At 58.5% G+C, this 12,423-nt stretch carries 14 protein-coding genes; 10 read left to right on the top strand and 4 right to left on the bottom strand.

What is annotated here, in order from left to right:
* Positions 1-8: 8 nt before the first annotated feature.
* Positions 9-695 carry a GntR family transcriptional regulator gene (locus RA24_RS17380; RefSeq protein ID WP_193747144.1) on the bottom strand — a complete coding sequence of 229 codons (687 nt, stop codon included), beginning with the start codon at positions 693-695 and terminating at the stop codon, positions 9-11.
* A gap of 142 nt (positions 696-837) precedes the next feature.
* On the opposite strand from RA24_RS17380, the gene RA24_RS17375 reads away from it, so the two are divergent.
* The 5 genes from RA24_RS17375 to RA24_RS17355 all read left to right on the top strand — a co-directional run bounded on the left by RA24_RS17375 (position 838) and on the right by RA24_RS17355 (position 6,185).
* Positions 838-1,926 carry a polyamine ABC transporter substrate-binding protein gene (locus RA24_RS17375; protein WP_039193308.1) on the top strand — a complete coding sequence of 363 codons (1,089 nt, stop codon included), beginning with the start codon at positions 838-840 and terminating at the stop codon, positions 1,924-1,926.
* Between the two features lie 119 nt (positions 1,927-2,045).
* Positions 2,046-3,173: an ABC transporter ATP-binding protein gene (locus RA24_RS17370; RefSeq protein ID WP_039193213.1), complete on the top strand. Its 1,128-nt coding sequence runs from the start codon at positions 2,046-2,048 to the stop codon at positions 3,171-3,173.
* Positions 3,173-4,054, top strand: coding sequence for an ABC transporter permease subunit (locus RA24_RS17365; RefSeq protein ID WP_039193211.1), 882 nt, complete (start codon positions 3,173-3,175; stop codon positions 4,052-4,054). Before RA24_RS17370 ends, RA24_RS17365 begins: the two co-directional genes overlap by 1 nt.
* The gene (locus RA24_RS17360; protein WP_019295203.1) at positions 4,051-4,866 is read left to right on the top strand and encodes an ABC transporter permease; all 816 of its coding nucleotides are present in this window, start codon (positions 4,051-4,053) and stop codon (positions 4,864-4,866) included. Before RA24_RS17365 ends, RA24_RS17360 begins: the two co-directional genes overlap by 4 nt.
* Positions 4,866-6,185 carry an NAD(P)/FAD-dependent oxidoreductase gene (locus RA24_RS17355; protein WP_193747143.1) on the top strand — a complete coding sequence of 440 codons (1,320 nt, stop codon included), beginning with the start codon at positions 4,866-4,868 and terminating at the stop codon, positions 6,183-6,185. The genes RA24_RS17360 and RA24_RS17355 overlap by 1 nt, the downstream gene beginning before the upstream one ends.
* Here RA24_RS17355 and RA24_RS17350 read toward each other — a convergent pair.
* The 3 genes from RA24_RS17350 to RA24_RS22080 all read right to left on the bottom strand — a co-directional run bounded on the left by RA24_RS17350 (position 6,158) and on the right by RA24_RS22080 (position 9,507).
* Positions 6,158-6,934: an aminoglycoside phosphotransferase family protein gene (locus RA24_RS17350; protein ID WP_082020388.1), complete on the bottom strand. Its 777-nt coding sequence runs from the start codon at positions 6,932-6,934 to the stop codon at positions 6,158-6,160. The genes RA24_RS17355 and RA24_RS17350 overlap by 28 nt on opposite strands.
* Positions 6,935-7,082: 148 nt before the next feature.
* Positions 7,083-7,760, bottom strand: coding sequence for a flagellar hook capping FlgD N-terminal domain-containing protein (locus RA24_RS17345; protein ID WP_019295206.1), 678 nt, complete (start codon positions 7,758-7,760; stop codon positions 7,083-7,085).
* A gap of 4 nt (positions 7,761-7,764) precedes the next feature.
* Positions 7,765-9,507, bottom strand: a complete 1,743-nt coding sequence (locus RA24_RS22080) for a flagellar hook-length control protein FliK (RefSeq protein WP_082020387.1) — start codon at positions 9,505-9,507, stop codon at positions 7,765-7,767.
* A gap of 127 nt (positions 9,508-9,634) precedes the next feature.
* Between RA24_RS22080 and RA24_RS17335 the strand changes: the two genes are divergently transcribed.
* The 5 genes from RA24_RS17335 (at position 9,635) to flbT (ending at position 12,150) form a co-directional block, all read left to right on the top strand.
* Positions 9,635-9,928 (top strand): rod-binding protein, encoded by a 294-nt coding sequence (locus RA24_RS17335; RefSeq protein WP_241480967.1) that lies wholly within the window; start codon positions 9,635-9,637, stop codon positions 9,926-9,928.
* Positions 9,921-10,280 carry a flagellar export chaperone FlgN gene (locus tag RA24_RS17330; RefSeq protein WP_039147648.1) on the top strand — a complete coding sequence of 120 codons (360 nt, stop codon included), beginning with the start codon at positions 9,921-9,923 and terminating at the stop codon, positions 10,278-10,280. The genes RA24_RS17335 and RA24_RS17330 overlap by 8 nt, the downstream gene beginning before the upstream one ends.
* Positions 10,281-10,483: 203 nt before the next feature.
* Positions 10,484-11,293: a flagellin N-terminal helical domain-containing protein gene (locus RA24_RS17325; RefSeq protein WP_019295210.1), complete on the top strand. Its 810-nt coding sequence runs from the start codon at positions 10,484-10,486 to the stop codon at positions 11,291-11,293.
* Between the two features lie 78 nt (positions 11,294-11,371).
* A complete protein-coding gene (gene flaF / locus RA24_RS17320; protein WP_019295211.1) occupies positions 11,372-11,743 on the top strand; it encodes a flagellar biosynthesis regulator FlaF in 372 nt (123 codons plus the stop codon).
* Between the two features lie 2 nt (positions 11,744-11,745).
* Positions 11,746-12,150 (top strand): flagellar biosynthesis repressor FlbT, encoded by a 405-nt coding sequence (gene flbT, locus RA24_RS17315; protein WP_019295212.1) that lies wholly within the window; start codon positions 11,746-11,748, stop codon positions 12,148-12,150.
* Positions 12,151-12,423: the final 273 nt, after the last annotated feature.

The following is a 12,423-nucleotide window of genomic DNA, read 5'->3' as shown; positions in this document are numbered from 1 at the left end:
CAATCGAATCAGTTAGCGGCCTTCAATCCCTGAACCACATGTTCCATGCCCTCAAAAACATCGCGCTCCATTGCCAAAGCAGCCATTTCCGGGTCCTGACGCCGCAGCGCATCAAGGATGTCCTTGTGGCGGTCCGGAAAGCTTTGAGTGCCAAGACGACCGCTGACCACCCTCAGCGAAGGTCCGAAACGCAGCCACAGACGGTCGGCAATGTCGCTGAGAATCGGCGCGTTTGCGTGCGCGTACAGAGCTGTGTGAAAGCTGTAGTTCTGCACCAGATACCCTGCGACATCGCCGGTCGAGATCGCTTTGTCCAGCGCGTTATCGATAGCCACAAGCTCCTCGATATCTGTTGCACAGATCTGCAAAGTTGCCCGGCGTGCAAGCTCGCATTCTATTGTTTTTCTTGCGAAAATCAACTCTTCAAGTTCCTGCGGGCCAAGCAGAGGCACCGACACACGGCGGTTGCCCTGGAACATCAGAGCTCCGTCCGAGATCAGCCGCCGGATCGCCTCTCGTACCGGTGTCATGCCGGCCTCCAGCGCCTCGACCAAGCCTTGGATCGTTACCGCCTGCCCGGGCACCAGCTCGCCGAACAGAACCTGTGCTCTCAGCTTCTGGTAAACGATCTCATGCGCAGGCAATTTTGCGGGGTTTTCCTGCGCCGCTGCGGGGGGCGAAGTGGTCTCTGTCACCTGGGGTTTTCCTCCTCGATTTTGGCCAGCTTGCACCATCCTGAGCCAAGTGAAAACATAAAGAGTATTGCCGAACGCCTCAAAACTTGATCAAATCTATTTGCAGCCGGACCTGGAAGCCGGCACCCACAGGGAGAAATTCATGACACTTAAAACGATGACCATGACCGCTGTCGTCGCTCTTGGTACCGCTGCGGCCGCAACCGCGGAAGAAGTGCGCGTCTATAACTGGTCGGACTATATCGACGAAGGCCTGCTGGAGAAATTCGAGAAAGAAACCGGCATCGACCTGATCTATGACGTCTTCGACAGCAACGAGGTTTTGGAAACCAAAATGCTAGCAGGCGGTTCCGGCTATGATGTGGTGGTGCCGACCGGCTCATTCATGGCGCGCCAGATCCAGGCCGGTGCCTTCCAGAAGCTGGACCCGTCGAAACTGCCAAACAAAGGAAACATGTGGGACGCAATCGAGGAGCGTACCGGAAAATATGACCCCGGCAACGAATACTCCATCAACTACATGTGGGGCACCACCGGCATCGGCGTGAACGTCGCCAAAGTGAAGGAAGTCCTGGGTGATGACGCCCCGATCGACTCGCTGGAGCTAGTGTTCAACCCAGCCAACATGGAAAAGCTCTCAAGCTGCGGTGTGCATTTCCTCGATGCCCCGGATGAAATGATCCCGGCAGCGCTCAAGTACATCGGCGAAGATCCCAACAGCATGGACGCGGATGTGGTCGCCAAGGCTGAGCCGGTTCTGTTGGGTGTTCGCCCCTATATCACCAAGTTCCACAGCTCCGAATACATTAACGCCCTGGCCAACGGCGATATCTGCGTGGCCTTCGGCTGGTCCGGCGACATTCTGCAGGCGCGTGACCGCGCGGCGGAAGCCGAGAACGGTGTCGAGATCGAATACAACGCGCCCAAGGAAGGCGCGCTGATGTGGTTCGACCAGATGACCATTCCGGTTGATGCTCCGAACCCGGAAGGCGCCCACAAGTTCCTGAACTTCATCATGGACGCGCAGAACATGGCGGCTGCGTCCAACTACGTCTATTACGCCAACGGCAACAAGGCCTCCCAGGAATTCCTCGAAGAGGATGTGATTGGCGATCCCGCTATCTATCCGAACGAAGAAACCGTCCAGAACCTGTACATCAAGGAAGGCTACCCGCCGAAAGTACAGCGCAAGGCCACCCGCATGTGGACCAAGGTCAAGTCCGGCACCTGATCAGCCGTTGCCTGACCCGCGGGGCGCGCTCCAGCCGCCCCGCCTATCGTAACGCGCCTGGGTCCTCCAAGCGCGCCCATCCCATACATCCGCGTGATATTTCGCAGAAGAGGCCCGGCTTGACTGCTTCCGTATTCGAACCCTGGAACGATCCTGAGGCTAAGCCCTTGATCCACTTCCAGAACGTCACCAAACGCTATGGTGAGTTCACCGCCATCGACAATCTGACCATCGACATCTACGAGCGGGAATTCTACGCGCTGCTGGGCCCGTCCGGCTGCGGCAAGACAACGCTGATGCGGATGCTGGCCGGGTTCGAGACCCCGACTGAGGGCAAGATTTTCCTGGCCGGGCAGGATATTGCTCCGGTGCCGCCGAACAAGCGGGCCGTGAACATGATGTTCCAGTCCTATGCGCTGTTCCCGCATCTTTCGATCTGGGAAAACATCGCCTTTGGCCTGAAACGCGAAAAGATGCCCAAGCACGACATCAGCGACCGCGTTGATGAGATGCTGCGGCTGACCCGGCTGGAGAAATTCGCCCGCCGCAAGCCGCATCAGATTTCCGGCGGCCAGCGCCAGCGCGTTGCCCTCGCCCGTTCGCTTGCAAAACACCCGAAACTGCTGCTGCTCGATGAACCGCTGGGCGCGCTGGACAAGAAACTGCGCCAGGACACCCAGTTCGAATTGATGGACATTCAGGAGAAAACCGGCACCACCTTTGTGATCGTGACCCACGACCAGGAAGAGGCGATGACCGTCGCTTCCCGCGTGGCGGTGATGGATCACGGCAAGATCATCCAAGTGGCGACGCCGGACCGGATCTATGAAAGCCCGAACTCTGTCTATGTGGCTGATTTCATTGGCGACGTGAACCTCATCGAAGGCACGGCCAAACTCAACGGCAGCGAAGCCTACGCCATGTCCTGGCACGAGGGCCACGAACCGCTGACCGTCAAGTCACCGACCGCGTTTTCCGACGGGCAGAAGTGCCATCTGGCGATCCGGCCCGAAAAAGTGGCGATCAGCGCCGAAAAGCCGGCCGAGGCGGATAACGCCGTACAGGGCCGCATTCTGGATATCGCCTATCTTGGCAATATCTCCACCTACCATGTGGAACTGCCCACCGGCGCGGTGATCAAGGCGCAGACCGCCAACACCCGCCGCATCGCCCGCCGCGCCTTCACCTGGGAAGACACTGTCTGGCTGTCATGGACCGCCACGGCAGGCGTTCTGCTGGCAGACTGATGCGCCGCTTTGTCCTGATTGCCATCCCCTATGTCTGGCTTCTGGCACTGTTTCTGGTGCCGTTTGCCATCGTTCTGAAAATCTCCCTGTCGGATGCCGCGGTGGCCCGGCCGCCCTATTTCCCGCAGTTCGACTGGGCCGAAGGCATCGCAGCCTTCATCGCAGAGCTAGACTTTGAGAATTTCGTCTGGCTGACCGAAGACGATCTTTACTGGAAGGCCTACCTCAGTTCCCTGAAGATCGCGGTGGTCTCGACCTTCTTCACCCTTCTGGCCGGCTATCCGATTGCCTATGGCATGGCGCGCGCGCCGGAAGAATGGCGCCCGACCTTGATGATGCTGGTGATCCTGCCGTTCTGGACCTCTTTCCTGATCCGCGTTTATGCGTGGATGGGGATCCTGTCGAACGAGGGCTTTCTCAACCAGTTCCTGATGTGGATCGGAGTGATTTCCGAGCCGCTGACCATCCTCAACACCAATTCCGCAGTCTATGTCGGCATCGTCTACACCTACCTGCCGTTCATGATCCTGCCGGTTTATTCGGCGCTGGAACGGCTGGACGGCTCGTTGATTGAAGCGGCAGAGGATCTTGGCTGCTCGCGCCTCACGGCCTTCTGGCTGGTGACCATTCCGCTGTCTAGAACCGGCATCATTGCAGGCAGCTTCCTGGTTTTCATCCCGGTGCTCGGTGAATTCGTGATACCGTCGCTGCTGGGCGGCTCTGACACGCTGATGATCGGCAAGGTACTGTGGGAAGAGTTCTTCTCCAACCGCGACTGGCCCGTGGCATCCGCAGTGGCAGTGGTTCTGCTGCTGCTCCTGGTGATCCCGATCGTGCTGTTCCAACGCAACCAGCAAAAACAGCAGGAGGCAGAGCAATGAACCGCATGAGCTGGTTTAACGCCGTATCGCTGACCTTGGGCTTTGCCTTCCTATACATCCCGATGGTGATCCTAGTGATCTTCAGCTTCAACGAAAGCAAGCTGGTCACCGTTTGGGCCGGGTTCTCGACCAAGTGGTACGGCGAATTGCTCCAGAATGAGGCGTTCCTGAACGCCGCCTGGGTGACCATCAAGGTGGCGGTGTTCTCCTCAACCATGGCCACCGTTCTGGGCACCATTGCGGCCTATGTGCTGGTGCGCGGCGGGCGGTTCATGGGGCGGACGCTGTTCTCCGGCATGATCTATGCACCGCTGGTGATGCCCGAGGTGATCACCGGCCTGTCACTGCTCCTGCTATTCATCGGCATCGGTCTGGACCGCGGTGTATTCACCATCGTTCTGGCCCATACCACATTCGCGATGTGCTATGTCTCGGTGGTGGTGTCCTCTCGTCTGGTGACATTCGACCGCTCGCTGGAGGAAGCCGCACTGGACCTGGGCTGTTCACCCGCTGAAGCGTTCCGGCTGGTGACCCTGCCGATCATTGCTCCCGCGGTGATTTCCGGCTGGCTGCTGGCCTTCACCCTGTCGCTGGATGATCTGGTGATTGCCTCCTTCACTTCCGGTCCTTCGGCCACCACCCTGCCGATCAAGATCTTCTCCGCCGTGCGCCTGGGCGTCAGCCCTGAGATCAACGCTCTGTCGACGATCATGATCTCGATCGTCACCGTGGGCGTCATCACCGCCTCGCTGGTGACCAAGCACCAGGTGGCCCGCCAGAAGCGCGAGGAACAGGCCGCGGAGCGGGCCTGATGCGCCGGATCTTCTCCGGCTACGCCTATGGTCCCGGCCCGCGCAGCAACTGCTGGTGGGACGAGACCGCCTCAGCACCGGACTGGCCGGTTTTTGAAGGGGAAGCTTCTGCCGATGTAGCAATCATCGGCGGCGGCTTCACTGGAATGTCAGCGGCCCTGCATTTGGCTGAAAGCGGTGCTTCAGTAGTCCTGCTGGAAGCTGAAACTCCCGGCTGGGGCGCCTCCGGTCGCAATGGCGGGTTCTGCTGCCTCGGCGGTTCGAAACTGTCCAGCGGCACGATGCGTAAGGTTTTCGGCAAGCCCGCCGCTGACACCTATGACGCCAGCGAAGTGGCCGCTGTGAACCTTGTGAAGGGGCTGCTGGAAGCTCACGCCATTGACGCAGACACCCATTCGCACGGGGAAACCCAACTGGCCCACAATGAGAAAGCCGCGCGCCGCCTGTCAGCCCTCGCAGTGGAGTTGCGGAAAACTGGTGAAGAACCGGAGTTCCTCTCTCGTCATCAGCTGGCGGATCACGGGCTGAATGGCAGTTTTCAGGCCGCGCTGACAACGCCGACGGGCTTTGCGCTGAACCCGCGCAAATACCTGTTCGGCTTGGCATCCGCCGCGGCAGATGCCGGAGCAAGACTGTACCAGCGGAGCCCGGCCCTCTCTGTTCGGCATGTGGGTGGCGGGCATGAAATAGAGACTAATAAGGGTCATCTGAAAGCATCCAAGGTCATCATTGCCACCAACGGCTATTCCTCTGAGGATTTGCCAGATTGGCTGGCCGGGCGGTACATGCCGGCACAATCCACGGTCATGGTAACCCGCCCCCTGACGGACCAGGAACTGCAAGCACAAGGCTGGTTTTCGCATCAGATGGCCTATGATACCCGCAACCTGCTGCATTACTTCCGGCTGATGCCGGACAGGCGCTTCCTGTTCGGCATGCGCGGCGGGCTGCTGGCCTCACCCCGGGCCGAGGCCGGAATCCGGGCCAAGCTGCGGCAAGACTTCGAGGCCATGTTCCCGAAGTGGCGGAATGTGGAAACCACCCATTGCTGGTCCGGCATGGTCTGCCTGTCGCGCAACCTGGTGCCTTTCATCGGGCCGGTGCCCGATCATCCGGGCCTGTTTGCAGGTCTCTGCTATCACGGCAACGGCGTTGCAATGGGCAGCTATGCCGGGCGCCTGCTCAGCGATCTGGTGCAAGGGCGCAGGCCAGAATTGCCCTATTCGCCTGCAGTGCAAAAAATGCCGCGCTTCCCATTTGGCCGCGCCCGGCGGGTATTGATGCCGCCGGCTTATGCAGTTCTGGGCCTGATGGACTGAAGCGCTGCACGCTCCAGTTCAAAAGCCTGCCAGTCCCTTTCCCCGCCGCGTTCCGCCCGCCACAGGCAATACGCTGCCATTCGCCAGTGGAACCACGGTTTCAAGGCCAAAGTTCTGCCCGCAATCCGCGGATCGGGATAGGCCTGCAAAAAGCTGTCTTCCTCCGGCTGCGTCAGCGGCGCACCGCGGTACATCAGCTGCATCGCGGGCGAAAGAAACAGCGACAAGTCTTCTGCCGGATCGCCGATCTGCGGGCATTGCCAGTCGATCAGTGTCAATGTGCCATCATGCGCCAGAAGGTTGCCTGGCACCGGGTCACCATGAATAAGCTGCAGTTGCGACGACGGCGGAACCCGGCCCAAAGGACGCAAGTCGGCCAGCTGCTCGCCATTTTTGCATTCTTGAAGAATTGCCTGTGTTTGCGCTTCCAAGGCTATGCTGCCGTTCACGCCTTCCGGCAATCCGGACGGGGCTGCCAGATCATGCAGCCGCCCCAAAAGCCGCGCCACATGGCTGGTGTCTTCCTGCCAGGGGCTGCCATTGACATGAGCATAGCTCAGCCAGCTATGCCCCTCGAAGGTTCCGGTTTGCACCAGCGGCGGCACCATGCCCGTGCCGGACAATGCCGCAAGGATCACTCCTTCCCTCGCCGGGTCATTAGCAAACAGCGGGTTAGCCCCATCTGAGGCATAAAGCTTGATCACCAGCCCCCCAGACCGCCAGACATGATTTGACCGCCCGCCGGTCAAACGCCGGGGGGCGGGCACATGCAGCCCTTTTGCGGATAAATTCGCAAAGAAACGGGCTACAAAGTGATCAGGCAACGGTTGCAGAGCGGTCTCCAGAGTTAAGCCGCCCCGTTCTTAGACAGTTTTTCTGCCTGTTGATACAGCCGGGTTATCCCGCGGGGTCACGCAACGCACTGACGGACGACGCCAAAACGACCGAACCACCTTTTGTGATCAGCCCCACTTCACCGCCTTGCATCCTGGTTTCGTTCACCTTGAAGTAAACTTCGGCATATTCTTCCAGCAGAAGTTCATCGCCTTTCCGGCTTTCAACAACAAAGGAATACTCACCAGCCTCTACTGGGTTTCCATCACCATCCAGCCCATTCCATTCATAAGGCTCAGCCGAGACAGGCAGGGTGACGCGCTGAACTTCAGTACCGCTTGCATTCTTCACAACCAATGTCACCGAATCTGCGGCGGCGGCCGGGTTAGGTGCAATAGTGACAGTGTTACTGCCATCGAAGTAACCAGGAGCCACAGCACGGGCTTCCATCCCCACCCAGCCTGATAGTGCTGCCATGTTCGCCAGCCCAAGCTGCGATTGCAGCCCCTCCAGCAGCGTGTTGCTCTTTGTCTGCTGTTCGACCATCGAGAATTGCGCAAGCTGCGCTGCATATTCCGTCGAATCCATTGGCTCCAGAGGATCCTGGTTTGTTGCCTGGGCTGTCAGCATCTTTACAAATGTCTCGAAATCCGACGTCAGCCCGGACGTTTTCTGGGAGGCCGCCGGCGCTGTATTGGATTGTACTGCCGGGCTGGTCGCGGAGGTAACTGCTGTTGTCATTTGATCAGACCCTCATGTCCACACCGGCGGTTCCGAGCCGGAGATTCTGTGTTGCTTGTTCTGCGACAGGTTCAGTTCCGGTTTGCGAATTTGCCATACTGCCTGCTTGTCCGGTTCCGTCCTCGCCACCGTCTCCTGTGCCGCCACTGCCCGTCTGACCGCCGCTAAATTCGAACGAGATGTCCTCATAGCCCATTCGGCGGAACTCCTCAGCCAGCTCATTGATATGGCGGCGCATCAGATCCCCCGTTTCCGGGCGTTCTGTTTGGATAATCATCGTTATACCCGTCTCGCTGGTCACGACGCGCATTTTTACATGCCCCAGCTCCTGCGGATTCAGGCTCACCTCAACCTTCTGTTCGCCCTTGGCAGCAAATGCCTCTGCAATCTGGGCTGCAATCATTCGCGGCATTTCCGGACGGTGTGCTGCCTGCGTGCCGATGGAGGCTTCAGTCAAAAGCTGGCTTAGCCCTGGCGCTTCGCCGGTCAGGCCAAGAGCCTGAGAAAGCGGATTTGCCTCGCCTGCTGCTTCGGCGAGCCCCGCCGCCAGCAATGGCTGGAACATCGCCGCACCCTGTTGGGCCGCCTGAGGAGTTTGCGCGGCTTGAAAATCCCCATTCCGAACCGCTCCTGAACCAGACTTTCCCGCGGCAAAATCTTTGGCCGAATCCTCTTCGGGGACCGTTACGCTAACCGTACCGAGCTCTGCTTTCCCAGCTCCTTCACGAGAGGCCGGCTGACCCGCTGCAAGCACCTGCGCTGCGCCTTGCGTACCAGCTGCAATCGCGCGCGTAACGCCTTCCGGCTGCCGTGAGACAATCTGCTCGACTGCTTTCTCATTTGGAAAACCCGAAACTGTTGTGCCTGCGCCAGGGGCTTTTGTGCTCATTGCTGCCGAAACGCTGCCCTTCGAACCCAAAGCCGCTTGTCCTGCAAACTCCGGCTTGGTGCTGGCGCCGGCGCCTGTTGCAGACCTTTTACCGGCCTCAGCTTCCGGCGCCGCCACCGCACTTTCTGACACGGATTCTGGCGTAGCCTGAAGAGGCTGCCGTTGCGCACCTTGTTCGTTCGTGCCGACCCGTTCATTTCCCTGCCCCCCAACCGTTCCAGCAGGCGAGGCTAGTTTGGACGTATCCCCAAACATGCTTTTCTTGGGAAGGCCGCTTTCGGCTGGGGTCTTGCTCCGGTCCAAAGGCATACCTTGCGTTCCAGACTCCGGTTCGCTGGCAGGCAGTGCCGTTGTCTTGGGTATCTCCTGCGCCCCTGTGACATCTGCAGCCTCTTTGACGCTTGCGTCCTCGTCTGCATCAGCACCGTCCATAGATTGCTTGGCGCTGCCACCGGTGCCTTGACCACCAGTTTCCACCTGTGTTGTTCCGTCTAGTTCGGATTCATCCGTTCCTGCTGTTTCAACCGCTTCCTGACCCAGTAGGGAAACATCCGGTTCTGCTTCAACAGCACTTTCCGGCAACACAGTTTCTTCCGTCATAGCGTCCGCGCCGGCTGCGTTTCCGTTTTCTCCCGCAGCTACGGAAAGGCTCACCGAATCTTCCGTCTCCGCTTTCGGCACGGCAGATTCGCGATCTGTTGAGGAAGGATCACCGGTCACAGTTTCGCGTCCGGCCTCTGCAGCCACGAAATCCGAAAAGTCATTGGAATTATTCATTTTATTTTGAAGCCTTGCGGACGCAGGCGGTGCCTTTCCGCCAGCAGTAGGCTCAATACCAAGGATCGGATTCATCATCATGTTCTGTTCCAGACATTCTATCTCGACCCGGTCAGAGTTACCCCAAAGCGGTTACGGCAATTTTAACCGGTTGCAGGGCAGTCTCTGAAAAATCGATGGAATTCGAATGCAAACCGGAGAACCGGACATGTCAGATCTATTGCCGATCCCGCTTCAGACCACGTCTGCAACAACCCCGGTGCGGCCAGCAAAAAGCGACCCGCTGCGGGAGGCTGCAATCGAACTGGAAGCCTCTTTTCTTGCGGAAATGCTGAAATCAGCTGGCCTGGGTGACGCCAGCGAGGCCTTTGGCGGCGGTGCCGGCGAAGAACAATTCTCCAGTTTTCTCATCCGCGAACAAGCCAACCAGATCGCCCGCGCGGGCGGCATCGGTCTGGCCGAATCACTTTATCATGCACTGAAGGAGACCCAAGGTGAGTAAACCTGAACCGCAGCAGCTCATTGATGAGCTGGATGAGATCCTGGACAAAGAACGCACCGCCCTGATGGCCGGCGACCTTGGTAAGCTGGAAAGTTTGCTTACCAAGAAAGAGAAAATCATCGGCAAGCTGAATTCTGTTTCTGAGCTGGAACGCGAGGCGCTGGAACAGGTGCAGACCAAATTGTCCCGTAATCAGAATCTTCTGGACAGCGCAATGGACGGGATCCGCACCGTTGCCGCCCGGATGGCGGAATTGCGCCGTATCCGCAAAGGGTTGGACGTATATGATCAATCCGGCCGCAGAACCCGCTACGGCACCCGCAACGGCGCCAAGCTGGAAAAACGGGCGTAAAATAAATTTGGGGAAAATTCTAAAAAACCAAATCCGGTCATTAGCACTCCCTTAGCAACTCCTGCGCCAAAGTCGCCTTGCACCTGATGAAGGGTGGCGCGGAAACCGGACGGTGGAACGCACAGTCAGAAAGACGTCACACAGCGCCCCAGAGGGGCAAGTAATTCAGGGGCCAAAGCGCCCCGCAGCTAAAGGAAAAAGCTATGACCAGCATTCTGACCAACAACGGCGCAATGGTTGCACTGCAGACCCTGAAGTCCGTGAACAACAATCTGGAAGAAACCCAGAACCAGATCTCGACCGGTAAAGAGGTCGGCATGGCGAAGGACAACTCCGCTGTCTGGGCCATCTCCAAGACCATGGAATCCGACATCCAGGCTTACGAAGCGGTGGGCGACGCCCTGAACTTCGGCGAAGCAACCGTGGCTGTCGCCTCCTCCGGTATGGAGCAGATCGTTGAAACCCTGAAGGAAATGCGTGAACTGGCAGTTGCCGGCGTTTCGCAGAACGTCGACCACGCCAAGATCGAGGCTGACCTGGCCAAGAAGAAAGAGCAGATCGATTCGATCATCGACTCGGCCAGCTTCAACGGCGCCAACCTGCTGGATACAGCAGTAACCTCGCAGCTCGACGTCCTGGGCGGCATCAGCGCAACCGCCGACGTGATCACCGTTTCCGCGATCGACACCGGCGCTTCCCTGAGCACCGGCACCATTGACGCGCTGACTTCGGCCAACGCCGACGACGTTCTGACCCAGATCGAAGCGCTGCTGACCTTTGCAATCGACTCTGCGGCCCAGCTGGGTGCGGACAGCAACCGCCTGTCTGACCAGAACGACTTTGTGTCGAAACTGACCGACTCGCTGAAATCCGGTGTCAGCACCATGGCAGACACCAATATGGAAGAAGCGTCGGCCCGGCTGAAGGCCTTGCAGACCCAGCAGCAGCTGGCGGTGCAATCGCTCTCGATCGCAAACCAGGCGCCGCAGACCCTGCAGCAGCTGTTCCGTTAACAGCCCTTACCGGGGCGCTGATGGCGCCCCGGTCTTCCCCTCTCAGAGAACCTGAAGAATAATACGTTAGGAAAACACGTGAATGCCCTTCTGAAGGCGAAGAGTGCCTATTCGGCGGCAAAGACCCCGACCCGGACAGCAAAGAATTTCGAATATGAAGTGATTGCCCGCATTACCCGCAGGATGATCACGGCGACGCAAAAGGGCCGTGGCGGCTTCAATGAACTCGCAACAGCCTTGAATGACAACCGGAAGCTTTGGTCCATTTTCACTGTCGACATCGCTTCGAAAGGCAATCCTCTGCCCGATGATCTCAAGCAGAATTTGTTCGAGCTGGGAGAATTCACAAGACAACACACCACCAAAGTGCTTCAGCGCAAGGCCGATGTCCGGCCGCTGGTGGAAATCAATACGGCCATCATGCGTGGCCTCCGCAGCGGAGCATCCTGAATATGAGCGGACTTGTCCTGAAACTTGCCCCCAAGGAGCGTGTCCTTGTGAATGGCGCGGTAATTGAAAACGGCGACCGCCGCAGCCGCCTGTCCATTGTAACACCGGATGCCAACATCTTGCGTTTGCGCGACGCAATTCATCCGGAAGAAGCCAACACTCCGGTGCGCCGCGTATGCTATGCAGCACAACTGATCTTGTCCGGTGATGCGGATCCCGAAGAGGAACGCCTGCCGATGCTGCGCCGGATCGAGGAACTGAGTCAGGTTTTCACCGACCCGGACAGCCGGTCATCAATTGCTGAAGCAACCGATGCCCTGATCAGCAACAACCATTACCGCTGCCTGAAAGCTTTGCGCACATTGCTGCCGCGGGAAGACCGGTTGTTTGCGGTCCGGCCATCATAATCGTCCGCCCGCCTGGCCTATCGAGGCAAAGGCGGGCTGAACTTGCCTAATGAACGCCATGACTGCTTTCCTGCCGTCTTTCGGGATTAGGCTGTGCCGATAGCGCCTGCTCAAGCTTCCGGTATCCTCACACCCCGCTGAACATCCTGGTTTTCACGTCAAAGCCGGTAAAAACCCGCGTGAAACAGAGTATTCAGAAAGTTCTTTTCTCTGCCGAAACACTTGCTGTGGCCAGGTTGCAAGTTATCCCATTTAATCAGCCCCACTTGAGTG

Origin of the sequence: Leisingera sp. ANG-M6 (genome assembly GCF_000813905.1) — a bacterium.
Taxonomy (GTDB): Bacteria; Pseudomonadota; Alphaproteobacteria; order Rhodobacterales; family Rhodobacteraceae; genus Leisingera.
The sequence above is the reverse complement of the archived record's forward strand: the minus strand, read 5'-3'. Positions and strand labels throughout refer to the sequence as shown.

Bases quoted from the DNA above. Each gene is read 5' to 3' on its own strand.
- RA24_RS17375 (WP_039193308.1), top strand. From the start codon at position 838: ATGACACTTAAAACGATGACCATGACCGCTGTCGTCGCTCTTGGTACC.
- RA24_RS17365 (WP_039193211.1), top strand. From the start codon at position 3,173: ATGCGCCGCTTTGTCCTGATTGCCATCCCCTATGTCTGGCTTCTGGCA.
- RA24_RS17360 (WP_019295203.1), top strand. From the start codon at position 4,051: ATGAACCGCATGAGCTGGTTTAACGCCGTATCGCTGACCTTGGGCTTT.
- RA24_RS17355 (WP_193747143.1), top strand. From the start codon at position 4,866: ATGCGCCGGATCTTCTCCGGCTACGCCTATGGTCCCGGCCCGCGCAGC.
- RA24_RS17345 (WP_019295206.1), bottom strand. From the start codon at position 7,760: ATGACAACAGCAGTTACCTCCGCGACCAGCCCGGCAGTACAATCCAAT.
- RA24_RS22080 (WP_082020387.1), bottom strand. From the start codon at position 9,507: ATGATGATGAATCCGATCCTTGGTATTGAGCCTACTGCTGGCGGAAAG.
- RA24_RS17335 (WP_241480967.1), top strand. From the start codon at position 9,635: ATGTCAGATCTATTGCCGATCCCGCTTCAGACCACGTCTGCAACAACC.
- RA24_RS17325 (WP_019295210.1), top strand. From the start codon at position 10,484: ATGACCAGCATTCTGACCAACAACGGCGCAATGGTTGCACTGCAGACC.
- flbT (WP_019295212.1), top strand. From the start codon at position 11,746: ATGAGCGGACTTGTCCTGAAACTTGCCCCCAAGGAGCGTGTCCTTGTG.